The organism is Limosilactobacillus sp. WILCCON 0051 (assembly GCF_039955095.1).
Classification (GTDB): domain Bacteria; phylum Bacillota; class Bacilli; order Lactobacillales; family Lactobacillaceae; genus Limosilactobacillus; species Limosilactobacillus allomucosae.
The window spans coordinates 1477635-1500640 of the sequence record NZ_CP154878.1 but is presented as its reverse complement, the minus strand read 5'-3'; the positions used below and the strand labels follow the sequence as shown (position 1 = coordinate 1500640).

General features: G+C 47.0%; 22 protein-coding genes and 1 pseudogene. 13 read left to right on the top strand and 10 right to left on the bottom strand.

The features are described from left to right. Positions 1–354: 354 nt before the first annotated feature. The gene (locus ABC765_RS06940) at positions 355–543 is read left to right on the top strand and encodes a DUF2116 family Zn-ribbon domain-containing protein (protein ID WP_347980019.1); all 189 of its coding nucleotides are present in this window, start codon (positions 355–357) and stop codon (positions 541–543) included. 67 nt (positions 544–610) lie between these two features. Here ABC765_RS06940 and ABC765_RS06935 read toward each other — a convergent pair whose 3' ends face one another. Next, a complete protein-coding gene (locus tag ABC765_RS06935; RefSeq protein ID WP_347980018.1) occupies positions 611–1024 on the bottom strand; it encodes a hypothetical protein in 414 nt (137 codons plus the stop codon). 144 nt (positions 1025–1168) lie between these two features. Here ABC765_RS06935 and ABC765_RS06930 point away from each other — a divergent pair, with 144 nt between their 5' ends. The 6 genes from ABC765_RS06930 (at position 1169) to ABC765_RS06905 (ending at position 8597) form a co-directional block, all read left to right on the top strand. Continuing rightward, positions 1169–1747, top strand: coding sequence for a hypothetical protein (locus ABC765_RS06930; protein ID WP_347980017.1), 579 nt, complete (start codon positions 1169–1171; stop codon positions 1745–1747). A gap of 405 nt (positions 1748–2152) precedes the next feature. Further along, complete coding sequence (locus ABC765_RS06925; RefSeq protein ID WP_347953431.1) at positions 2153–3094, top strand: LacI family DNA-binding transcriptional regulator; 942 nt, start codon at positions 2153–2155, stop codon at positions 3092–3094. Positions 3095–3370: 276 nt separating this feature from the next. After that, positions 3371–4723, top strand: a complete 1353-nt coding sequence (locus ABC765_RS06920) for an SLC45 family MFS transporter (RefSeq protein WP_347953430.1) — start codon at positions 3371–3373, stop codon at positions 4721–4723. 57 nt (positions 4724–4780) lie between these two features. Beyond that, the gene (locus ABC765_RS06915) at positions 4781–7033 is read left to right on the top strand and encodes a glycoside hydrolase family 65 protein (protein WP_347953429.1); all 2253 of its coding nucleotides are present in this window, start codon (positions 4781–4783) and stop codon (positions 7031–7033) included. Between the two features lie 12 nt (positions 7034–7045). After that, positions 7046–7708, top strand: coding sequence for a beta-phosphoglucomutase (pgmB, locus tag ABC765_RS06910; protein WP_006499227.1), 663 nt, complete (start codon positions 7046–7048; stop codon positions 7706–7708). Between the two features lie 421 nt (positions 7709–8129). After that, positions 8130–8597, top strand: a complete 468-nt coding sequence (locus tag ABC765_RS06905) for a nitroreductase family protein (protein WP_347953428.1) — start codon at positions 8130–8132, stop codon at positions 8595–8597. A gap of 129 nt (positions 8598–8726) precedes the next feature. On the opposite strand, the gene ABC765_RS06900 is transcribed toward ABC765_RS06905, so the two are convergent. Then, positions 8727–9560 carry a Cof-type HAD-IIB family hydrolase gene (locus ABC765_RS06900; RefSeq protein ID WP_347953427.1) on the bottom strand — a complete coding sequence of 278 codons (834 nt, stop codon included), beginning with the start codon at positions 9558–9560 and terminating at the stop codon, positions 8727–8729. Positions 9561–9734: 174 nt separating this feature from the next. On the opposite strand from ABC765_RS06900, the gene ABC765_RS06895 reads away from it, so the two are divergent. After that, positions 9735–10532, top strand: coding sequence for a Fic family protein (locus ABC765_RS06895; protein WP_347953426.1), 798 nt, complete (start codon positions 9735–9737; stop codon positions 10530–10532). A 42-nt stretch (positions 10533–10574) separates the two neighbouring features. Continuing rightward, the gene (locus ABC765_RS06890; protein ID WP_347953425.1) at positions 10575–11942 is read left to right on the top strand and encodes an RsmF rRNA methyltransferase first C-terminal domain-containing protein; all 1368 of its coding nucleotides are present in this window, start codon (positions 10575–10577) and stop codon (positions 11940–11942) included. A 139-nt stretch (positions 11943–12081) separates the two neighbouring features. Here ABC765_RS06890 and ABC765_RS06885 read toward each other — a convergent pair whose 3' ends face one another. Next, a complete protein-coding gene (locus ABC765_RS06885; protein ID WP_347953424.1) occupies positions 12082–12516 on the bottom strand; it encodes a Spx/MgsR family RNA polymerase-binding regulatory protein in 435 nt (144 codons plus the stop codon). A 13-nt stretch (positions 12517–12529) separates the two neighbouring features. Further along, on the bottom strand, positions 12530–13141 hold the full coding sequence (locus ABC765_RS06880; RefSeq protein ID WP_347953423.1) for a TetR/AcrR family transcriptional regulator: 612 nt from the start codon (positions 13139–13141) through the stop codon (positions 12530–12532). A 136-nt stretch (positions 13142–13277) separates the two neighbouring features. On the opposite strand from ABC765_RS06880, the gene scrK reads away from it, so the two are divergent. Beyond that, positions 13278–14156, top strand: coding sequence for a fructokinase ScrK (gene scrK, locus ABC765_RS06875; protein ID WP_006499220.1), 879 nt, complete (start codon positions 13278–13280; stop codon positions 14154–14156). A 244-nt stretch (positions 14157–14400) separates the two neighbouring features. On the opposite strand, the gene ABC765_RS06870 is transcribed toward scrK, so the two are convergent. Further along, a complete protein-coding gene (locus tag ABC765_RS06870) occupies positions 14401–15735 on the bottom strand; it encodes an RNA-guided endonuclease TnpB family protein (RefSeq protein WP_347980016.1) in 1335 nt (444 codons plus the stop codon). Here ABC765_RS06870 and tnpA point away from each other — a divergent pair. The 3 genes and pseudogenes from tnpA to ABC765_RS06855 all read left to right on the top strand — a co-directional run bounded on the left by tnpA (position 15711) and on the right by ABC765_RS06855 (position 17968). Next, positions 15711–16154: pseudogene (gene tnpA / locus ABC765_RS06865) on the top strand (IS200/IS605 family transposase). The gene ABC765_RS06870 and the pseudogene tnpA overlap by 25 nt on opposite strands. Positions 16155–16514: 360 nt before the next feature. After that, positions 16515–17072, top strand: a complete 558-nt coding sequence (locus ABC765_RS06860; protein ID WP_347980015.1) for a transposase — start codon at positions 16515–16517, stop codon at positions 17070–17072. Then, a complete protein-coding gene (locus tag ABC765_RS06855) occupies positions 17072–17968 on the top strand; it encodes an IS3 family transposase (protein ID WP_347953351.1) in 897 nt (298 codons plus the stop codon). Before ABC765_RS06860 ends, ABC765_RS06855 begins: the two co-directional genes overlap by 1 nt. A gap of 282 nt (positions 17969–18250) precedes the next feature. Here ABC765_RS06855 and ABC765_RS06850 read toward each other — a convergent pair whose 3' ends face one another. The 5 genes from ABC765_RS06850 to fni form a co-directional block, all read right to left on the bottom strand. Next, the gene (locus ABC765_RS06850) at positions 18251–18916 is read right to left on the bottom strand and encodes an ABC transporter permease (protein WP_347953420.1); all 666 of its coding nucleotides are present in this window, start codon (positions 18914–18916) and stop codon (positions 18251–18253) included. Next, entirely contained in the window at positions 18916–19857 is a 942-nt protein-coding gene (locus ABC765_RS06845) for an osmoprotectant ABC transporter substrate-binding protein (RefSeq protein ID WP_347953419.1), read from the bottom strand. The genes ABC765_RS06850 and ABC765_RS06845 overlap by 1 nt, the downstream gene beginning before the upstream one ends. Next, positions 19844–20494, bottom strand: a complete 651-nt coding sequence (locus ABC765_RS06840; RefSeq protein ID WP_347953418.1) for an ABC transporter permease — start codon at positions 20492–20494, stop codon at positions 19844–19846. Before ABC765_RS06840 ends, ABC765_RS06845 begins: the two co-directional genes overlap by 14 nt. Then, positions 20494–21690, bottom strand: a complete 1197-nt coding sequence (locus tag ABC765_RS06835) for a betaine/proline/choline family ABC transporter ATP-binding protein (RefSeq protein ID WP_347953417.1) — start codon at positions 21688–21690, stop codon at positions 20494–20496. Before ABC765_RS06835 ends, ABC765_RS06840 begins: the two co-directional genes overlap by 1 nt. 220 nt (positions 21691–21910) lie before the next feature. Further along, complete coding sequence (fni, locus tag ABC765_RS06830) at positions 21911–22951, bottom strand: type 2 isopentenyl-diphosphate Delta-isomerase (protein ID WP_347954001.1); 1041 nt, start codon at positions 22949–22951, stop codon at positions 21911–21913. Positions 22952–23006 lie beyond the last annotated feature (55 nt).

Below are 23006 nucleotides of genomic sequence, written 5' to 3'. Positions count from 1 at the left end.
GTCGGTCAAACGTTGGCGACAGATCGATTGATTGACGGTGACAGTCATCAGTAAACTTGGCGTAGTTAGGGGATGGCTATCGTCGACTGCCTGCACGAACGGTTTCACGATAAAACAAGTTATGAAAGAAAAGCAGGATTGAAAACACTTTCCTTACGACCCATAAATATAATAGTATAACGGTTTACTAAGTGCAAGCCTTTTTCGAAAATTTCTGAATAAAAAATCAAAAAGAGCCTAAAAAGTCTGTTTTAATAATGTTTTACCAAGCTTTGAAATTTATCGAAAAGAACACTCAGCAAGGTTGAATCGGCGTAAAATAAAGACACCTAAACTAGAAAGGACGTGTTGTCAATGAAATGTCCACACTGTAAAACTCCGCTTAAGGCTCACGAAAAAATCTGTGCAAAATGCGGCCACACGATCAAGACGGCTCGTCAAAAACAGCGGCGTGATCTGATTTTGACTGGTCTATTGTTGATGCGCCTGCTGCTTACGATTGGGCTGACTTTCAAGATGCTCAAGCAGCACCAGAAAAACTGAGCTAATACAAAAACAGTGCTGTCTCAAGTTTTAGTAGGGCTTGAAACAGCACTGTCTTTTTTTGATGTTAATGCCGGTGCAGCTTAAAATGGCCGGGTTCCTCATGACCATCTTGATAATGATTGACATACCAGATAAGCAGATAGTGCAGCTTAACCATGATCTGATAGGCAAAAGCCGCGTCGATTCGCTTTGGATGGCGGCCGACCGTGCGTAATTGAGTCAGCAGCATGATCAGTTCATCATTGAGCAGTTGCGTTGTCTGCAGCTTAGTCAGGCCATCCTCACTGTTGAAGGGGTGATTCAGATTGGGTAGTTCTTGTTTTACCAGCTTGCGAATCAAACGACCGCTGATCTCGCTGATCAACAGGGCTTCGGTGGCAAACTGCCCATTGCGATAGGCTTTTTCGGCCATATGGGAAAGATGATGCAGTTTGTGCATGCCATGATAAGATTTTAAAAACGCAAAATTGCTGGCCAAGATGACATCCTCATTTCATTTAAAGTATTACCATTATTTTATCATTAATTAATCGGCGTGATGACAGGGACATAAGCAGATTATTAGATTATACTAAGCATTGGGACTGGATAAACTAAATTAGGGCTATGGGAGGCAATCATTATGAATAAATCTTTAAAGATGCTGGGGATTATTGGTCTGAGCAGTCTGATGCTGGCGGGGTGTGGCCATCAGAGCCAGGAAAACCATTCGTCATCCAAGCAGGAAACATCTTCAAAAACGACGCATCATAAGAAAAAGACGACAAAAAAAGCGGCGCGGCAAACGGCTAGTTCTAAAAATTCTGCTTCCAGTGCGAGCGTTTCGAGCAGTCAAACGGCGCAGAGTTCATCGTCAGCTGCATCGAGCAATGCCAGTCAAGCAGCTGACCAAACGACAGGTACAAATCAAAATGCCGGTCAAACCGCGGGGAGTTCGGCTGGTCAATCTGCCGTCATCAATTCGGTTCAAGAAGCAATTGCCGCGGTTGACGCCAAATATGGCAATGGCGATATTCAATGGTCCTACATGTCGGAAGGAAACGGCACGATGGCTACCGATGCGAATGGTCAGCCGGTTTATTGGATTCGGGGCCAGGATTCGGCATATCGCAACGCGCACAATACGGCTGGCAGCTATGATGGACATGACTATTACGTCTACCCAGATGGCCGGATCATACCGCGTGATGGCAATGATTGATCAAAAAACATTTAGTCGTAGGTATGGTGCTGAAATGATCCAGGCCCCAAAAATGCAATGCTCGCAAAGCTGAAGCAACTGACTAAATGTTAAGCGGGTTCATTGTCAATTGATTTTCAATTAGGATACGCGATCTCAAAAATAGTTAATCCTTTTACCTAAACGACTATTGACCCTTTTGCCATGATACGACTAAAATTAAGTTATTCACTTCAAAATCAAATCAGTACTTTTGGCATATGGCAAACTTTTGAAATTCAAGCATATGCTTAGCTGCAGTCTGATTTTAATCAATGGTTCATCCGTTGACTCAAACCATCTATTAATAATGAAAGGAGAGTCATGCCTGTTTTGCCAGTTCAACAATCTTGAACTACTTGAATCGGCATGATGCTTTGTCAGTTCATGGCAACAATTAAAGATATCGCGGCACGCGCGGGAGTCTCGGTTTCTACGGCTTCAAGAGCTTTAAACGATAACCCGCGAATCAGCGAGGCAACGCGCGAAAAAATCAAGAAGATTGCCGTTGAGATTGGCTATCATCCAAACTATGCCGCCCGCAATCTAACTCGGGGCGAGGCCAATATGGTTGGACTGGTTTTTCCAGTAACCACCGATGAAGCGCCAGCCAACCCATTTCATATCGACTTAATGCGGGGAATTGCTTCAGCTTTGGAATCACGCGACTACTCAATGGTCGTTGCATTGGCGCCCACGCAGGAAAAACTGCTGCGTGCGGTTAAATCAATGGCGCTGCAGTCAAAAATTCATAATTTTCTATTGTTCTACACGCTGGAACATGATCCAGTAGCGGCCTATCTGCGCGAGCATGGCTATAATTTTGTGGTAATCGGTCATCCCGAACGGCACCAAAACGATCGCTATGTTGACAACGATAACGTCGCGGCAGGCTATGCGGCTACCAAGCAGCTGCTGATCAATCATGACGTCACTAATCTGGCCTATGTCAGCTCGCCGTACCATTGGCAGTATGAGGAGGATCGGCGCCTGGGCTACGAAAACTGTCTGGCAGAACGGCATCTGCCAGAACTGAACTGGTATTATGACACGCAATCGGCCAAGGAGTTCTTTGCTCAGCATCCAAAGGTCGATGGGCTGGTATGTGCCGATGACCTGCTGTTTTTGAAACTGAACCATGAGCTGCAGGAAATGCACCTGCTGGATCGGCTTTCCGTGATCTGCTTTAACAACAGCAAATTACTGGGAATGCTGCTGCCAACTGTCGAAAAAGTTGATCTGCAGCCGCATGAGCTGGGCAAAAAGGCGGTTGAGCTGCTGTTCAATCCTAATCTGCAGCATGCCTTTGTTGCGTTTAAAGTTGACTAGCCGGTCAATCAAACTACCGGAACGTTAAAAACATGATTGATTTCAAAGCGCCGGAATTAATCGTCAAAAAAAATAAAAAATTTTTAAGTCGGTCCATTCCTTGATGGGCCGGCTTTTCTTTAAGATTTTTGCGCAATCGGTTGCATTAAATTGTGTGCAAACGGTTGCGGAAAACGAATTCATTTGTTATATTATTAAGTGTTAAAAGTCATGAAGCGCTTACACGACTTGGCAATTATTTATTGAGTGGATTTTTTAGGATAGGAGTTTTAAGTCATGAGTGAAGTAGAACAAAAGAAACAGACCTCTGGCTTGCCATATTTGTCCAAGAAAACGATTTGGATGATTAACTTCGGTTTTCTTGGCGTACAGACGGCCTTTACTTTACAAAGTTCTCAAATGAGTCGGATCTTCCAAACGATTGGTGCCGACCCTAACAGTCTTGGGTGGTTCTTCATTTTGCCACCATTGATGGGTATGATCGTGCAGCCGATCGTTGGTTACTACTCTGACCGGACCTGGGCACCAAAGCTCGGTGGTCGTCGGCTGCCATATCTGATGCTTGGTACGATTGTTGCCGTTATCGTTATGCTGCTTTTGCCAAACTCAGGTAGTCTTGGCTTCGGGTATGGATCATTTGCGGCATTGATGTTCGGTGCGATTACCGTTGCCTTCTTGGACCTGTCTTCTAATGTTGCCATGCAGCCATTCAAGATGATGGTTGGTGACATGGTCAACGATGATCAAAAGAGTTATGCTTATGGTATTCAAAGTCTGCTGAACAACATCGGTTCCGTTCTGGCAGCCATCTTCCCATTCCTGCTGACTTGGTTTGGTCTGCAGAACACGGCTCCTAAGGGTGTCGTTCCTCCTTCGGTTCGCTGGGCCTTCTACATTGGTGCTATTCTGCTGATTTGTACCAGTGCTTTGACGATGACCCACGTTAAGGAATATGACCCTGAAACCTACGCTAAGTACCATGGCATCAAGGAATCCGACAACACGGAAGGCGGTAACTGGGTTGAACTGCTCAAGCACGCTCCAAAAGCCTTCTGGACGGTTTCTTTGGTACAATTCTTCTGCTGGTTTGCATTCCAATATCTGTGGACTTACTCTGCTGGTGCAATTGCTCAAAACGTATGGCACACGACCAACGCAAGTTCTGCCGCTTACCAGGCTGCTGGTAACTGGTACGGTGTGATGGCTGCCGTTCAGTCAATCGCCGCTGTTGTATGGTCTTACGTATTGGCTAAACTGCCTAACAAGTACCACAAGGCTGGCTACATGGGCTCACTGCTGCTGGGTGCGGTTGGTTTCGCAACTGTCTGCTTCTTCTCCAACCAATACGCTTTGATTCTGTCTTACGCCCTGGTTGGGATTGGCTGGGCCGGTATCAACACTTACCCACTGACGATCGTTACCAACGCATTGTCTGGTAAGCACATGGGTACCTACCTTGGTCTGTTTAACTGCTCAATCTGTCTGCCACAGATTGTTGCCTCACTTTGCAGCTTCTTCCTTTACCCAATGTTGGGCAACTCCCAACCACACATGCTGCTGCTGGGTGGGATCGTTATGGCAATCGGTGCATTCTCCGTTAATGCCATCAAGGAAACGTTCGCTGCTTAGTTTTGACTGATTTTGCAACTTTAGAAATTAATTGAGATTGAGAAAGGATAATATCTTATGAAACGAACTTTTGACGTCGCTCCTTGGAATATCGTAACTACCAAGTGGGCTCCTGAAGACAAGCGCCTGCAAGAATCAATGACCAGTCTGGCCAACGAAAACCTCGGGATGCGTGGTTTCTTTGAAGAAGGCTACTCTGGCGACAAGATGGAAGGTGTCTACTACGGTGGTGTTTGGTTCCCAGACAAGACACGGGTTGGCTGGTGGAAGATCGGCTATCCAAAGTACTTTGGTAAGATGATCAACGGTACCAACTTCCTGCAACTGACGATCAAGGTTAATGGCGAACAGCTGGATCTGGCTAAGCAGGAACCAACTGATTTCAAGCTGGACCTTGACTTGAAGAAGGGGATCTTTACCCGTGAATTTACGGCCGAAGTTGGCGGTGCCAAGCTGCACTTTACGTTTGAACGTTTTGTCAGCGTAGCACAAAAGGAACTGGTTGGTCAGCGCCTGCACGTCAAGAACCTGGGCGATGCTGAAGCCAAGTTGGAAGTTGCCAGTGTTATCAATGGTGACGTCTACAACGAAGACTCCAACTACGACGAACAGTTCTGGGATGTACTGGAACAAAAGGCAGCCGGCGAACATGCACTGCTGGTTTCCAAGACGAAGCCAAACCCATTCGGCACGCCTCAATTTACGGTTGGGGTAAAGACGACTACCAAGACGACGCTGGAACACGTTGGCGACGGCACGACTGCCAAGACGGCTGAAAACGACTTTGCCGGCACGTTGGCTGCTGGTGCAGAAGTTGAACTGGAAAAGCGTTCCGTGGTAGCAACTTCACGTGATTTTGACACGCAAGAAGCACTGGTTGCCCGTCTGGATGAATTGGCTGGTCAACTGGATGGTCAAAGCTTTGACGATCTGCTGGCTCCCCACGTTGCCGGCTGGGCAGAACGCTGGAACAAAGCCGATGTTGAAATCAATGGTGACGACGAAGCTCAACAAGGGATTCGTTTCAACCTGTTCCAACTCTTCTCAACTTACTACGGCAACGACTCACGCCTGAACATCAGTCCTAAAGGGTTTACTGGTGAAAAGTACGGCGGTGCTACTTACTGGGATACTGAAGCATACTGTCTGCCAGTCTACCTTGGTGTTGCCGACCCTAAGATTTCCCGCAACCTGCTGATGTACCGTTACGACCAATTGGATGGTGCTTACGTCAACGCCCAAGAACAAGGCTTGAAGGGTGCCCTGTTCCCAATGGTTACGTTCAACGGGATTGAATGCCACAACGAATGGGAAATCACGTTTGAAGAAATCCATCGTAATGGTGACATTGCCTACGCAATCTACAACTACACCAACTACACGGGCGACAAGAGCTACGTGCTGCATGAAGGTGCCAAGGTTCTGACTGAAATTTCTCGTTTCTGGGCTGACCGGGTTCACTACTCACAACGTCAAAACAAGTACATGCTGCATGCCGTAACTGGTCCTGACGAATACGACAACAACGTCAACAACGACTGGTACACGAACCTGCTTTGCCAATGGACGCTGAAGTACACGCTGCAAGTGCTGAAGGAAGTTGACGCTGACGTAGCTGCCAAGCTCAACGTTACTGAAAATGAAAAACGCAAGTGGCAGGCAATCGTTGACAACATGTACCTGCCATACGACAAGGAACGTGACATTTTCCCTGAAAACGATGGCTTCTTGGATAAGGATCTGAAGCCGGTTGCTGACATTCCAAGCGACCAGCTGCCAATCAACCAACACTGGTCATGGGACAAGATCCTGCGTTCGCCATACGTTAAGCAAGGTGACGTTATCCAAGGTATCTGGGACTTCATCGATGACTTTACGCCAGAAGAAAAGAAGCACAACTTTGACTTCTACGAACAATACACGGTTCACGAATCAAGTCTGTCGCCATCGATCTATTCCATCATCGCCGCTGACCTGGGTTACGAAGACAAGGCCGTTGAACTGTACGACCGTTCTGCTCGTCTTGACCTGGACAACTACAACAACGACACTTCCGATGGTCTGCACATTACTTCGATGACTGGTAGCTGGCTGGATATCGTGCAAGGCTTTGCTGGCATGCGGATTCGTGAAGGCAAGCTGCACTACGCACCATTCCTGCCTAAGAAGTGGGATTCATACCAATTCACGCAGGTCTTCCGTGGCCGCGTCATCAAGGTGCTGGTTGACAAGGAAGGCACGCACGTATCACTGGTATCCGGTGAACCACTGACCATTGACTTGGCTGGTAAGGATCTGGAACTGAAGTAGGAGGCATTTTACATGAAGTTTGAAGATCTGAAGGGTTTTGCCTTTGACCTGGACGGCGTTATTGCCGACACGGCCCGTTTCCACACGCAAGCCTGGCATCAATTAGCCGACAAAGTAGGAACGACTTGGACGCCAGAACTGCAGGAAAGTCTGAAAGGTGTCGGCCGAATGGATTCGCTGGAGCTGATCTTAAAGGCGGGTGGTCACGAAAACGACTACACGCAAGCAGAAAAGGAAGCCCTGGCTGCTGAAAAGAACGACAACTACCTGCGTTTGGTTGAAACCTTGACGCCAGCTGATGTTCTGCCAGGCATGCAGGCCTTCTTGGATGATATTCGTGCCAAGGGTTATCAAATGGTACTGGCATCGGCTTCCAAGAACGCGCCTAAGGTATTGAAGTACTTGAAATTAAGCGACTACTTTGATGGGATCGTCAACCCAGCTTCGGTTAAGCACGGTAAGCCAGCTCCTGACATCTACATTGCAGCCGCTGAAATGATGAACCTGCCTGTTGCCAACGTGGCAGGCCTGGAAGATGCTCAAGCCGGCGTGCAAGCCATTAACGATGCTGGCGAGCTCTCAATCGGTATTGGTGCCGGACTTGATGATGCCGACATTCGCTTTGACGCAACCAAGGACGTTACGTTGGAAGCAATTAAGGCTCAGCTCGACTAGTTAAAAGTTCGTTTTGAATCAAAATTCTCTCTCTCAACATGGTCTGCGAATTCGTTTCGCAGGCCATTTTTATTGGATTATTTTCAAATCGGCAGGTTAAGCAAGCTTGCCATAACGATACGGGTTGAAAAAGGTCGATTTTAAATCAGATTGGTGAAGATCAATTCCCCGCTGCAAAAATGGCGCGGGGAATTTTTATATTTGGTTGTGGCCGACTGCTGAAATAAAGCGATGATCAAATTGAAACGGCAGTACTGACGCGATACACCACTGCTTAATTACGCCAGGCAAACAGCTTCCGGCAATGCAGCATTAATGAATACAATTGTCCAAATGTTTCGGTTTTGATATCAATCAGCCAGTAAAATTGGTGCTAAACTAAACGTAGACAATCGAGAGCTTAGCAAGGGGGATGCACCAAATGGAATTGATGGATTTATTACAGTCGCGACGGGCCTTTCGCGAATATGATGATCAGCCGCTGACCAGTGAAGAGCTGCAGCCGATTCTACTGGCCGCGGAAACCAGTCCAGTTGGCTTGGGAAAATACCGCAATCATCGGCTGACGGTGATTCAAGATCCTAAGGTGCTAAATCAGATTAAAAATATCTATCAAGCGCCGACCTTGATCGTTGTTTCATCACCAGACCCGGGGCAGCTGGAGTTTATCGATGCCGGAATCATCGTGCACAACATGGAGCTGGCTGCTGAAAATGAAGGCTTGGCCGCCAACTATAACATGGCCTGCCTGGCATCGCTGCCGAAAACGGTAATTCCAGCGGGGATGACGCCTTGTTTTGCGATTACGCTGGGGCATACCAAGGAAAAACTGACGCCGCGCGATCTTGATATCAAGCGGATTCCCATTAATTGGATCAAGGCTGACTAGTGGTTTATTGCAACCTTCTGATTCGATTTCCCGGGAAATAAGATTGGCATTCAAAATAAAACAGCGTTGCCGCAAGCTTTGATAGCTTAAAGCAACGCTGTTTTTACGTGTACGCATTGGAATGATTGTTTATTCTGCCAGCTGCAGTTTGGCGGCATCGAGATGGAAATAATCCTGCAGATATTTAGCCAGGCCATCATGATCGTTGTCAACCGGCGTTACGTCATCAGCAATCTGCTTGATGTCGTCAACGGCATTTTTCATGGCAACCCCACGACCGGCATAGCTGAGCATTTCGGCGTCATTGTGCTCATCGCCAAATGCAATGATTTGATCAGGGCTGAGCTGATATTCCTTGACTAGGTGACGCAGCCCAGCTTCCTTGTGCGTACCGCGCCGAATCAGCTCCATAATCGAGTAGGGACCGCCCCAGACGCGTGGTTCAACGAAATCGCCATATTTTTGATCCACGGCATTTAAAATCGCATCTTTTTTAGCCGGATCAAACTGAATCGTTAAGGCAATTGGATCGTTGTTTAGATTATGCTCATTAAGAATCTGTTCGGGAGCCAGTTTGGCAGGTAGAAATTCGGGCAGATCGCTGCTGGGATGATCGGCCCAGACGTGGTATTTATCCTCGGCAATCACCATTTTGATCCCTAGTTCCTGTTTATGCGCCAACAGATCGAGCGTCATCTCGCGAGTAACATTGACCGCATATTCGCCGGCCCACTTGCGATGCGGAATATGACCCAAGGCACCGTTGAAGTTGATCATTGGCGTTTTGAGTCCAATCTGATCGTAGAGGTGGCCAGAAATCAAATATGGTCGACCAGTGACGATCGATACCAGATGCCCCTGCCGGCTGAGCGTCTGCAGAGTTTTGATCGTTGTCGGCGTCAGTTTTGACTGGTTGTTGAGCGTGGTTCCATCCAGATCGATGGCAATAAGATGCTGCTTCATTAAAAAATTCCTTTCGCAAAAAGTATCTGCTTAAATTATATCGATGATCGGCTATTAAAGGCAAATTATTCAACAGCAGTAAGACAATTAGCCTTTAATGTTTGAAAGCATTGTTTGATGGCCAATGAGCGCGCTACAATTGGCTTAATTAGATTCAGAAAGGAAGATGGCAACATGACAGCTTTGATTAATCGCAAGACGCGTCATATTGGCGGCGTTGAGTTTCGCAATCCGCGCAAATTTCAGCTGCTGGCGGTGACGGTTGCCAACAGTGCCATGGAAGGCTGGAAACCAACCGATGAGCAGATTCGGGCGCTGGCTGATGCATATGATCATCCACAGCCTGAACTAGACGCACAATTGGATCAGCTGCAGCATTGGCGGGTTCCAGTTGTCAAGCCGGCGATCACAGATGAGCAGGCCTTAGCTCAAGCTTTTTTATATCCAAACGGAACCTTGAAAAATAAGCTGGGCATTCATGATAAAGCGGATCTTGATGAGCATGAGTTTGTTCAAGGATCATTGGTAGGGCTGAGAATTCTGCAGCGTGGTTTTAAAGTAAGCAGTGTTGACAATCTATGCCGGATCAACCGGGCCTTGTTTGGTGATCTATACGACTGGGCCGGCGAGCTGCGCAACTATAATCTGACCAAGCAGCAGACGTTGTTTTTGCCGCCGAACGTTTTTGACAATGGCATTCGCTTGGTTAATGCTGAGATTACCGCTTTAAAACGGCAGTCACGTCCTCAGAGAGCCGCATACGCCAAGCTTTTGGACGAGCTGAACTACCTGCATCCATTTCGTGAGGGCAATGGTCGGGCCATTCGTATTCTGATTGAATTATTAGCAAACGAAAAAGGACAGTATCTTTATTATGACGCTGAGGATGATGAGTTTATCCAGGCGCTGTATGACTCAAAGGTTGACGTTCTAACCCGTAAGCTCCATCTAACGGCTTTGGCGGCAGAATAATGCTATAATAATAAGGATATTTTATGACGAGGAGCTTTTTTTGTGAAACTACCAACTGCTTTTATTGAAAAATACCGTCAGCTGTTAGGTAATGAGGCCGATGCGTTTTTGGCCGCGTTTGATCAGCCAAGCTGCAGCGGCTTTCGTACCAATCCTTTAAAAAACGGCCAGCCGGATGCCACTTTGAAAACAGCATCAGGCAAGGTTGAATATGTTGAAAATGGCTGGTTTGGCAAGGTTGATGGCAAGTCGCTGGATCACGTTACCGGTTGGGTATACAGTCAGGAACCCAGTGCCATGTACGTTGGGGAGGTCGTGGATCCACAACCGGGTGAGCGTGTGCTGGATCTATGCGCGGCACCAGGTGGTAAAAGCACGCATTTAATCGCCAAAATGCATGATGAGGGTCTGCTGGTTGCCAATGAGATCTTTCGCAAGCGGGCCAATATCCTAGCCGAAAACCTCGAACGTTGGGGGGCTCGGCATGCAGTCGTAATGAATGAGAGCCCAGCTGACCTTGAAAAACAGTTTCCGCAGTTTTTTGATCGAATCTTAGTGGATGCGCCTTGTTCTGGTGAGGGAATGTTCCGCAAAGAGCCGGCTGGAATTGAGTATTGGACGCCGGATTATCCAAGTGAATGTGCCAATCGTCAGCGCAAGATTTTAAGCTCAGCTATGAAAATGCTCAAACCGGGGGGCACGCTGGTTTATTCCACCTGCACGTTTGCGCCGGAAGAAGATGAGCAAAACGCGGCCTGGCTGTTGGACAACTATGATCTGACCATGGTGCCGATCAAGAAGTATGCCGGCATGGACGATGGCCGACCAGAATGGGCAGACGGCAATCCTGAGTTAAGTCGTGCCGTGCGTCTGTTCCCGCATCATATCCAAGGTGAAGGCCATTTTATTGCTAAATTCCGTCTGCAGGGCGGTTCAGTGATGCCAGTATCAGCTAAAAAGAAAAGCAAGAAAAAGGGCAAGCAGCGCGCTAACCATAATTCGATTACCAAAGAGCAGCGGGCATTATTTGAAAAGTTTGCTGCCCAAACGATGCCCAGCTATCAGGCAAATCATCTGCTGACTTATGGCGACCAGCTTTACGATCTGCCAAAGGGAATCGATGAGATCGCGCAGATGACGATTCTGCGGCCAGGACTGCATTTGGGAACGTTTAAAAAGAATCGATTTGAACCCGCGCTGGCCTGGGCCTTAGCCAGTCAGCCCACGGATACTGACCATGTCTTGTCGATTACGCTTGATCAGTGGCGCCAATATGTGCATGGCGATACGCTGCAGCTGAGCGGCGAGCCTGGCTGGCAGCTGCTGGTTTGTCAGGGCCATGTCTGCGGCTGGGGCAAGCTGGTTGGTCAAACGCTTAAGAACTTTTATCCAAAAGGGCTTCGATTCTAGGTCGTCTTATTTGATTGAACGATCAAGCAATCGGCCTAGCGAGAGTCGTAAATAAAAGCGGTGCTGTCCCGAGGTGAGGATGGCACCGCGTTTTTAGATTAAAAAAACCTCATCTCACCGGTTGAGAAGAGGCTTGAGATTAATTATAGGCCAGCTGCATGGCTTGACTTGAGCCGCGGCCGTTAAGCTTACCCAAGAGCTGCGACAGTTCCAGGCGCCGCTGCTGATGAGGAACCAAGACCCCCATTTTATCAGCGTTGAAACCCGTCAGCATTTTGTGACCACTGACGATCAGCGGACTTTTAAGGATCTGCGGTGTTTCTTGAATGGCATCAATCAGCTGATTCATGGTAGGAGCTGGATATTTGGCGTATAGTTCTTTGGTTGCCTTGGAACGTTCGGATACCAGCGTTTCAGTACCATCAGGCGAGAGTTCCAGCAATTGGAGAACCTCATCGCGCGTTAAAGGATTTTTATTCAGGTTGCGGGATTGGAAGTCAAGGCCATGCTTGGTCAGCCACTTTTCCGCGCGCCGTTTGGCAGGATTATTTGTGTGAAAGTAAAATTTAATCATCGGCAATTCCCTTTCATAAACTAGTTTCGTGTTTTTCTTCTTCAAACAAGCCATTAACCGAAATGCGGACGACCTTTTTAATCTTGGCATCGTCAACTCGCGTATTGTTGAGCTTTGCCTGACGCAAAAGCCACATGATTGGTCCCAGCAGCAGGGCGCCAACCAGAAACTGGTCGCCTATGACTGCTGCTTGACTTTCTTTGCACAGACGGCAGTATAGTCCGCTCAGGCTGTTGGTAAACGAGGCGCCTTCCTGCCTGGCAGTTGGTGTAATCAATTCGGGAGCGGCATGAATGGCCATGATGTAGTTGGCCTGCAGAGGATATTTCATATACTGCCGAGCAAAATACTCTAGGCAGGTGATTAGTTGTTCTTTGGTTGAGTCGGTTTGGGCCAGCTGTTCGTCCAGCCCGGATTCCAGCTGCTGTTTAGTAGCAACATAGATCTGTGAGAGCATGTCCGTTTTATCGCGGTAGTACACATAAGGGGTACCGGAACTGATACCGGCCCATTTGGCGATTTTACCAAATGACAGCCCCGCGAGACCGTCACGATCCACGATTTCAAAAACGGCTTGGATAATTTTAGCTTTTTTGGATTGGTCTTTTTCTCTCATGTTAATCATACTAAATAATCATTTAGTTAAAGTCAATGAAATCTTGAAAAAAACTGGAAAAACTTGTTGATTGATTAAGAAAGCGTTATTATTGATAAACGAATGACAATAATAGGACAATTTTAATGAGCGAGGGATTAATTTTATGATACTTGGTAGTATTGAAGCCGGCGGGACCAAATTTGTCTGTGCAGTCGGCAATGAAAATTATGAGGTAATCGATAAGGCAATCTTCCCCACGATTGACCCAGCAACTACGATTGGCAACTGTATTGCATTCTTCAAAAAATATCCGGAAATGCAGGCGATGAGCGTTGCCAGCTTTGGACCGATCGATATCGACAAGCATTCGGCCAAATACGGCTACATTACCGATACGCCAAAGATCAAGTGGTCAAACTGCGATTTTATCGGAATGCTGAAGCGCGGGCTGGGACAAAACCTGCCAATCTACTTTACAACCGACGTTAATGGCTCGGTTTATGGCGAGTACGTCAATCTAAAGGATCAGCTGCCTAAAGCCGACCTGGTCTACTATACGATTGGGACTGGCGTTGGAGCCGGGGCGATTCAGGATGGTCACTTTATTGGCGGCGTTGGAGCACCGGAAATGGGGCATGTCTTGGTAAAGCGGCATCCTGACGATCTGAACTTTACGGGAATCTGTCCCTACCATGGCGACTGTCTGGAAGGTCTGCTGTGCGGTCCGACCTTTAAAGCACGCCTTGGTAAGCGGGGTGAAGACGTAAGCGATGATGATCATGTCTGGGATATTATGGCTTACTATGCTGCTCAGGCAGTAATGCAGGCAACGTCAATCTTGCGGCCTGCCCGTGTGATTTTTGGCGGCAGCGTTTCACGACCACACTTTATGGAAAAGGTTCGTGATCAGTTCAGACAGCTCTACAATGGCTATCTGGAAGTCGGGGATCTGGAAGAATACATCACGAATCCAAGCGTTCCTGGCAACGGTTCGGCAACGCTGGGCAACTTTGCTTTGGCAGAAAAGATGCTTCATCAATAAAAATGAGATCACGGTGCGTCAAGCTACCCCCGAATAAAATTCGGGGGCTTGTAGACTTCACCCATCAGTTCATCGCTGAATGAGTTACTAGCTACAATTTGCCTAGATAAAGCCAGCGTAGCAACATCTCAGATAATAAATTATCTTCGGATGGCACTATGTCTTACAGCCAATAACTAGGCCATTTAAGATCAAGCTAACGCTTAATCTAGGGGCGCAAGTTTCCAAACGTCCCTTTCTAAAACTAATAAATTGCTTCTAGATTTTGGTCGGGTCTGGTTAGCAAGCGTTGACCCTTCGCTAAGATATTCAAAGCAGCATTGTGATCACGAATGTGATGAACATGGCAGTTAGGACAAGTCCATTCACGATCATGAAGAGTCAATCGTTTGGTACCTTTGCTGCCCATCACAAAGCCGCAATCATAACAAGTTTGGGTTGTGTAAGCTGGGTTAACTTCGACAAACGTGCGCCCATACAGCGGGGCCTTATACTCCAGCATACCCAAAAAGGTCCGCCAACCAACATCGGAGATACTCATTGCCAGGGCATGATTTTTAAGCATATTTTTACTCTTCAAGTTTTCCGCAACTACCAAATCGTGGCTCTTGATTAGTGCAGTCGAGGTTTCATGAAGGAAGTTTAGGCGCCGATTCCGAACCCGTTGATGGATTTTGGCAACGACCAGCTTCTCCTGCTGGTAATTCTTGCTTGCCCACAAAGGATGATGCTCTTTTTTGGCACGCCTTGCCCGGCGAGAAAGAATCCGTTGGTGTTTTGCCAAGTGCTTTTTGAGGGCACGATAATAGTGGGGATTAGCAACCTGCTTCTGATCACTGGTAGTAAGAAAGTTTTCGGTGTTTAGATCAATACCAACTGCTTGATTGGTATTGGGTAAAGCTTGGCGGAACGGCTCATTACTTTTAAGCAGTAATGAAACGGTCCATTGTCCGGTCGCATAGTGCTTAATTGTAACAGTGGCAATCCGTACCAGTCGATTGGTTGGCAATGAACGGTGTAATTTCACCTTAATAGAACCTAACTTCGGTAGCTGAATATGGTTATGATCTAAAAATTTGATTGACCCATTATAAAGTGAAGGAGTTCCCCCGTGTTTCTTTACGGTTGCACTCGAATAATGATTGGAAGTCGAATATGACTGAACAGGACGGCTTTTTCGCTTAAACTTTGGTTTTCCGGCAGTGTGTACTTTCCGAAACATATTCCAAGCAGCTTTATAATTAACTTCGGTATTGGTGAACATATCACTATCAAGATCATCATCATTAAGCCAAGGATATCGTTGAGCAGTAATACGAGCTAAACCAGTCGGCCGTTTTTGGCTCTTCTTAATTACCTTACCGTTCTTGCCATAACGCCAATATGCTTCTGGAATTGGGTATCGCTTATCAAGTTTGTTTTTGATAATTCTACTATCAGTCCAACTATTAGCTAATAATTGGTTATAAATGAACCGTGAAGCATTCAGATTCTTCCACAAAATCTTTTCTTGTTTCCAATTTGGGTATAAGCGTAACTTTAGCCCCATCATATATGGCAAATCATCTTTTTTCGGCATGTCATTTCACCCCCTTTACTAATTTCCATTGTACTACTAAATATCGGAATGCCACATTTACAACGCCAGCACTAGTCAACGAGACGAAAGATATTCCAGGCACATTGCCGATCTTCATGATATTACGATAGAAAAAATGGAAGTGGTGCCAGATCATGTTCATATGTTGATCAGTTTTAAGCCCAAGTATTCAGCAACTAATATCGTTAAGGCACTGAAGGGGGGCAGCGCGCGAATATTCCTACGTAATCATCCAGAAATCAAGCAAAGGCAATACTGGGTGGGGCGGCCATTTGTGGTCACGTAGCTATTACATGGGGACACTGGGAAACATGAGTAAAGAGGTTGTAGAGCGTTATATTGCCAACCAGAGGACGACTAAAAGTAACGCTGGCAGACCACCTCTCAAAAGAAAATAGCGCCTTACCGCACTAATAAAGGGGCATTCCTCCCCCGATTAAAATCGTGGAATTCCTGCCCAAGTTTTAATTGAAAACGAAAACTGTACGGGTAATTGACGAGGTTTTGGCAAGTGCCGTTTGAGATTTGACTAGGGATTAACGCGGCTCGGCTGTGATTCGCTGATAAAGATAATCTGATCGGGCATTGATGCTTTCAGGCGGGCTTGTTTGTGAAGAAATCGGGACTTGAGCAGCTGACAGGATTGGATTTACCTACTATTCTCTATTTTGGGACCGAAAGTAGGTAAGTGAATATTCAAAATTTGAAGTGGACTACAATTACCGGACAAAGAGTTTAGTAATTGCAGGTGATATTTTATGAATATATACAGTCCAGAGTTAAAAAGCAAAATCGTTCATGAATACCTTGAACGCAAAAATGATATCAGTATTAGCGAATTAAGCAGGCAGCACGACATTGATCCTCGTCGGGTTGGCGAGTGGATCCGCAACTATCAGCTTCGAGGAAAGATCATTACCCAACCCAACAAACGAAAATTCAGTCAGAAGTTCAAAGAAGATGTGGTAGACTACTATCAAACTCATGAGGAAACCTTGGAACAAGTTGCCGCAAGATTTGATGTACGTCCTACTCAGGTCAGCTCCTGGAAAAACATAGCTCAAAGATACGGCAACGAAGCCTTGGCATCTCAGAAAGAGAAGGCAGCGAAAACCATGGAGCATAAGCAAAAAGAAACACAACAACTGACGAAGGAAGATCGTAATAAGCATGAAATGGCGGCTGAAATCGCCCGCTTAAGAGCCGAACTTGATAAAACCAAGAAGGAGCTCTACTACGCCAGAATGGATCGTGACATCGCAAAAAAAGTCCAAGCTCTGGTCAAGGCCTCAGCGTCAAAGCCAAAACGAAAATAGTGACCGAGATCAGAGCATATCAAAAAACACTTCCCAAAGAGCGGCGTTATAAGATTGGCGATCTGTTAGCACGAATCGATCTGAAGCGCTCATCTTATTACGATGAATGCGAACGTATGAAAAATCCATATGATAAATACGTCAACGTCAAAAAACTAATAATGGAAATCGCCCAAAGCTACGTTGTCCGCGATCGCTATACCGCTGGCTATCGGCGCATTCAGAAGAAACTGGATCAGCGTAACGCTCATTTAGCTGGCGAAACCATCCGTAAACTAATGGCTCAGTTGAAGGTTCAAGTCGCAATCTATAATCAGAATCGCAACGGCAAGTATTCCTCATATCGCGGAACCGTTGGAAAAACCGCCAAGAACCTGCTTAAGCAAAAGTTTGATGAAACCCAGCCTTATAAAGTCATTCACACCGATATCACGCAGACCCAACTGGCTAATCAACAAAAAGTTTATATTTCAGTAATGGTTGATGAGGGCACCAAAGAAGTACTGGCCTGTCAGATCAGCGACCATCCAAATCGTAAACTAATCACTGATACGCTTGATGAATTATTGCAAAACCTGCCTGATAATGCCCGGCCGATCATTCATTCTGACCAAGGGTGGCATTACCAGCTGCCTTACTATACCCAAAAACTAGCCGATCATCACTTTACCCAAAGCATGTCGCGGAAGGCTAACTGCCTCGATAACGCGCCAGTAGAAAGCTTCTTCCATCTTCTAAAGACTGAACTGCTCAATGGCCGTCCCCTTGTTCGTGACATCGAGGAATTCAAGCGCCTGGTAAACGGCTATATTATGTTCTTCAACAATATTCGTATCTCTTTAAAAACAGACGGTCTGAGTCCAGTTGAATATCGCAATCAACAGTTGGCCGCTTAATTTTAAAAGTTTGTCCGGATTTTCTCTTGCACTTCAATATACAATATTTTTTACCTACTATACATCGCTTTTTTGCGAAAAGTAGGTAATGATGTTTTCGTCATATGATTTATACAAGATTTTTTGCATATCTGCTGGGCATCAGTTAATGATTGGGAAAAACGTTTGAAGAATTACTGCCGAAAAGTTCCTTAAGCATCAATAGCGCCACCTCAAGCCGGATAAAGCTTGGGATGACGCTATTTTTATTGACCAGCTGCCATAAATGAAGCAGTTTTGAATTTATTGCGCTTTTTTCGCGGTGTGCGGTGCCAGTTTATGCTGAACCCAGCCCAGTACCCAGTCAGTAATGATTGCCATTAAAGCAGTTGGCAAGGCACCAGCAAGGATGATGGCCCCGCCGTTGGTTGCGTTGGTCCCGCGAATGATAATATCACCCAGACCGCCGGCACCAACGAAAGAGCCAATTGCCGTAATCCCGATGGCAACGACCAGGGCATTCCGAATCCCAGCCATGATAACGGAAACGGAAAGCGGCATTTCAACCATGACCAAAAGCTGCCATTTCGTCATGCCCAACCCACGACCGGCATCCAGTGAAACGGGACTGACGCTGTCCAGGCCGGCTGCCGTGTTTTTAATGATTGGCAGCAGCGAATACAGGAAGTTGGCAACGATAACGGTCTGTGTCCCCAGTCCTAAGACCAGCATCAGCATAGAAACCATAGCCAAAGAAGGAATCGTCTGAATGATGTTGGCGATACTGATGATCGGCCCGTTTAAGTGATGATGACGCGAAATCAGTATTCCAAGTGGGATTCCAACTAAAGCCGCCAGTAAAACGCCATAGACAGAGATGGCAAAATGATGGTTAAACTGCTGCAGAACATAGGTGCCATTATGACCGAGGTAGTACCAGAACTGCTGCCATAGACTCAAACCTTTCATTAGTTGTCGCCTCCTTCAAAGTAGTGGTGCTTGACTAAGAAGCGGTGCGCAACCGTAGCGGGCTCCAATAATTCGTCATCGGCTTGGTAGTTAAGCTCCTGCATGGTTGCAAGATTGATCTTGCCGTCCAAGCGGTGCAGAACTTTTTTAAGATGCGGATCATGACGAATGATGGCGCCTCTGACGACTAGCGAACAGTTATATGGTGGGAAGAAGTGCAGATTGTCCTTTAAGATCTTCAGGTTATAGCTGCGGATTCGTCCGTCAGTTGAGTAGCCTAAAATAACCTGCATTTTGCCTTGTTCGGCCGCATCATAGACCAATCCGATCTGCATTGGGTAGACGCGCTTGAACTTAAATCCATATACCTTGGCAAAGTCGTTGTAGCCATCGCCTTTACGGTTCATCCAGGAACTGTCGACCCCAGCCGTTAATTGACTGGCAACCGGCTTCAAGTCACCGACCGTGGTTAGATTGTACTTTTTGGCATTGGCCTGGGTCACCATGAAGGCATAGGTGTCGGCAAAACCGTACGAAGGATAGCGAATCTCATCGTAACGCTGCTTTAAAAGACGATCGACGGTTTTCGTAGCTTTTTTAGGATCTTTTTGAGCTGGCATTCCCAAAGTCCCAGTCAAATCAGTCCCCGTATAGCTGGTCGCCATAATATCAGCATCATTGTTTTGCAGCGCCTTGTGTGAAACCGACGAGCTCCCCAGGTTGCTGACCATCTTGACCTTATAGTTAGTGTCGTGTTCGATCAGATCCTTAAGCATGTAGCCCATGATCTGAGATTCAGTTGAGCTTTGGGTAGCAATCCGCAGCGTCTTAGGCTGATGATAGGTGGTCTCAGTAGAAGAGCTGCAGCCGCTGACGCCTAAAACGAGGACAAAAATGCTAAAAAGCAGTGCCCCGATCTTTAAATTTCTATGCCTGATCATTAGCCGCACCTCCCCGACTCGTAGTAGGTGTGAGTTTGCGTTCCACAATGCCCAGCAGCCAGTCAGCAACCAAAGCCAGGATGGTAACTGGGATCGTACCGCCGATGATCAAGTCCGGTTCATAAAGGTCCAAACCATTGAAGATGAAATCACCCAAGCCGCCAGCCCCGATATAGGAAGCCAAGGTTGACCAGGCAATAACATAGACGGCCGCCAGACGAATTCCGGCCATGATTACGGGCAGGGCTAATGGCAGTTCCACCATCTTGATTGATTCCCAATTGGTCATGCCCATTCCCTTGGCACTGTCAATCAAGGTTGGATCAACGTCTTCCATGCCGGCATAAGTATTGCGCAGAATCGGCAGCAGGGAATAGATAAACAGTGCTACGATTGCCGGCGTCTTGCCAATTCCTAAGATTGGGATCATCAAGGCCAGCAGTGCCAATGAAGGGATGGTCTGCAGCATGCTGGCCAGCCCAATTACGAACTTGGCAATTTTTTTACAACGCGTTAAAACAATTCCAAGAGGTACCGCAACAATGATTCCCAAAGCAAGCGAAACAGCAGAAATATAGATCTGCTCCCATGTTTTGACGATCAGTTCGGTCCCATGTGCTTGCAAGAATGTCATCATTATTGCTCACCTGCCTCTTTTAGATCCTTGGCTTGGTCTTTGGCTGGATGGGGATTTTCAGTGGTTCCCCAAACGGCATCATAGATTACGTCAACCAGTGCTGATCGGGTAATGATGCCTTTTAAGTGATTTTGTTCATCGACTACGGGAACGTACTCCCAATTCCGTTCCAAAAGCGGTTCCGTAATCATCTGCAGGCGTTCGTCTTCCTTGATCTTAACCGGTACCGCATGTTTCATGTCGTCAATGATCAACTGCGGCTGCTGCTGGTTGCGCAGCGTCTTTAAGTCAAGAATTCCGGTCAGATGATCTTCATCATCGACGACCATCAGACTGTCGACATGGTATTGGTGCATTTGGTTCAAGGCATCGCCGAGATTTTGCTGAGCGTGAATCTTGATTGGGTTTGGCCGCATGATCTCAGCTGCCGTCAAGTGGTTGACCTTAGCCTGGCGGAGACGTTCTGGACCAATCAGATTGGCAACGAACTCATTGGCAGGGTGGGTCAGTACATCATCAGGCGAGGCGTTCTGAACGATATGGCCCTGATCCATAATTACGACTCGATCGGCCAGCCGAATTGCCTCATCCATGTCGTGGGTAACCATGATGATGGTCCGGCCCATCTGCTGCTGCAATCGCTTGACCAGCCGCTGCAGTGCTTCACGCGTCAACGGGTCCAGAGCACCAAACGGCTCGTCCATCAAGATGATCTGCTGATCGGCGGCCAATGCCCGAATAACCCCGATCCGCTGCTGCTGACCGCCGGAAAGCTCAGAAGGGTAGCGATCCAGAAATTCTTCGGGCAGTTCAACCATTTTGATCAGCTCTTTGGCACGGGCATCGCGTTTTTCTTTGGGCCATTTCAAGAGCTTGGGAACCAGCGTGATGTTGTCGCGAATCGTCATATGCGGCATCAGCCCAATGTTTTGAATCACATAGCCAATACTGCGGCGTAATTCGATTGGGTCAATATCATGGATGTTTTTACCATCGACAGTAATCTCACCGCCAGTTGGAATCAGCATACCGTTGATCATTCGCAGGGTCGTTGTCTTACCACCGCCAGAGGTCCCGATAAAACAAACGAATTCTCCACGCTCAATGCGCAGATTGATATTTTCAACAGCTACCTTGCCTCCCGGATAAATCTTGGAGACGTTCTTAAATTCGACCATTGGTGGTTTAGCAGCCATATGCATCCTCCTCCTTACAGTCAAAAATTAAAATTTCCCAGTGCAAAAAATTAGAAATCCCTCACTAACTTTAGTATAAGATTGACCAGGCGAATTGTCATTACTTAAAAAACGTTCACCTGTCGCGCAAGTGAACGTTTTCAATAAAATATCCAAGTATAATAGTTTATTAAATGTAAAATGTTATTCTAATTATCCAAAATAGTATTTTGAATAATGCTTATAAGCCACGTTGAGTTGCATAGCTGATCAGTTCAGGACTTAAGACTACTTCAGCCTGCTTCAGCTCGGCAAAATCATGACAGCCCAAAAGCGTCAGCAGGCGCAGGATTGCTTCTTGCCAAGTGTCCAGCTCGCGATCTAAAGCGTCATCGCCCTCATCAAGCAGCGTATGCAGAAAATGGCCAGCCACGCCAACCGCACTTGCTCCCAAAGCACCGGCCTTGATGACGTCGAGAGGGGAAGTAATGCCGCCCGAAGCAATAATGCTGACATCGGGATTTTTAACGGCGCGGGCCTCCAACAGCGATTCTGGCGTCGTCTGTCCCCAGTCATTGAGCATTGACAGGTCGAAATTATGATTGCGCCGATTTTCGATGGCCGCGAAGTTGGTACCGCCACGGCCGCTGACGTTGATATATCTCACGCCCAGTTTCTGCAGCCTGGCAATGGTTTTTTTATCCATGCCGAAGCCGACTTCCTTAACGATGACGGGGATGCTTAGCTGATTGACCAGCTTTTTGATGCGCTCCTGCCAGAAAAACTCACGATCTCCTTCTGGCATTACCAGTTCCTGGGCAGCATTGAGATGAATCTCAATGGCATCGGCTTTTAGAATCTCAATTGCCTTTTGAGCTTGTTTGGGATCGACGCTGGCGCCAAGATTGGCAATAACTGGTTCAGTCGGCATCTTTTCGCGAACGATGGCAAAAGATGCCTGGGCCTGGGGATCTTTTAAGGCAACGCTTAAAGATCCGGTTGCCATTGCCAGCCCATGCTGATGAGCAAGTGCTGCCAGCCGAGCGTTGATTTTGGCCGTCTGCATGCTGCCGCCAGTCATCGCTTCAATATAAAAAGGCGATTTGAAGGTCAATTCGCCCAGCCTAACGCATGGATCCGCCTGGCTGAGTGCCATTTCCGGCAGGCTGTTGTGAATCAGGCGGACCTGATCGAACGGATGCGTGGCGTGGGATTGTGAGTAAAGCTTTTCGGCCAGCGAAACATGTTCGTTTTTACGGTGAGCTTGCAGCGATTCCATGATTCCTCCTTGGATAGGTTACATAAAATTCGCGCGTCACGAAATAGCGGCGCGCGAA

Excerpts from the sequence above, each read along its gene's own strand:
- ABC765_RS06940 (WP_347980019.1), top strand. The coding sequence starts at position 355 with ATGAAATGTCCACACTGTAAAACTCCGCTTAAGGCTCACGAAAAAATC.
- ABC765_RS06930 (WP_347980017.1), top strand. The coding sequence starts at position 1,169 with ATGAATAAATCTTTAAAGATGCTGGGGATTATTGGTCTGAGCAGTCTG.
- ABC765_RS06925 (WP_347953431.1), top strand. The coding sequence starts at position 2,153 with ATGGCAACAATTAAAGATATCGCGGCACGCGCGGGAGTCTCGGTTTCT.
- ABC765_RS06920 (WP_347953430.1), top strand. The coding sequence starts at position 3,371 with ATGAGTGAAGTAGAACAAAAGAAACAGACCTCTGGCTTGCCATATTTG.
- ABC765_RS06915 (WP_347953429.1), top strand. The coding sequence starts at position 4,781 with ATGAAACGAACTTTTGACGTCGCTCCTTGGAATATCGTAACTACCAAG.
- pgmB (WP_006499227.1), top strand. The coding sequence starts at position 7,046 with ATGAAGTTTGAAGATCTGAAGGGTTTTGCCTTTGACCTGGACGGCGTT.
- ABC765_RS06905 (WP_347953428.1), top strand. The coding sequence starts at position 8,130 with ATGGAATTGATGGATTTATTACAGTCGCGACGGGCCTTTCGCGAATAT.
- ABC765_RS06900 (WP_347953427.1), bottom strand. The coding sequence starts at position 9,560 with ATGAAGCAGCATCTTATTGCCATCGATCTGGATGGAACCACGCTCAAC.
- ABC765_RS06895 (WP_347953426.1), top strand. The coding sequence starts at position 9,735 with ATGACAGCTTTGATTAATCGCAAGACGCGTCATATTGGCGGCGTTGAG.
- ABC765_RS06885 (WP_347953424.1), bottom strand. The coding sequence starts at position 12,516 with ATGATTAAATTTTACTTTCACACAAATAATCCTGCCAAACGGCGCGCG.
- ABC765_RS06880 (WP_347953423.1), bottom strand. The coding sequence starts at position 13,141 with ATGATTAACATGAGAGAAAAAGACCAATCCAAAAAAGCTAAAATTATC.
- scrK (WP_006499220.1), top strand. The coding sequence starts at position 13,278 with ATGATACTTGGTAGTATTGAAGCCGGCGGGACCAAATTTGTCTGTGCA.
- ABC765_RS06870 (WP_347980016.1), bottom strand. The coding sequence starts at position 15,735 with ATGCCGAAAAAAGATGATTTGCCATATATGATGGGGCTAAAGTTACGC.
- ABC765_RS06860 (WP_347980015.1), top strand. The coding sequence starts at position 16,515 with ATGAATATATACAGTCCAGAGTTAAAAAGCAAAATCGTTCATGAATAC.
- ABC765_RS06850 (WP_347953420.1), bottom strand. The coding sequence starts at position 18,916 with ATGAAAGGTTTGAGTCTATGGCAGCAGTTCTGGTACTACCTCGGTCAT.
- ABC765_RS06845 (WP_347953419.1), bottom strand. The coding sequence starts at position 19,857 with ATGATCAGGCATAGAAATTTAAAGATCGGGGCACTGCTTTTTAGCATT.
- ABC765_RS06840 (WP_347953418.1), bottom strand. The coding sequence starts at position 20,494 with ATGATGACATTCTTGCAAGCACATGGGACCGAACTGATCGTCAAAACA.
- ABC765_RS06835 (WP_347953417.1), bottom strand. The coding sequence starts at position 21,690 with ATGGCTGCTAAACCACCAATGGTCGAATTTAAGAACGTCTCCAAGATT.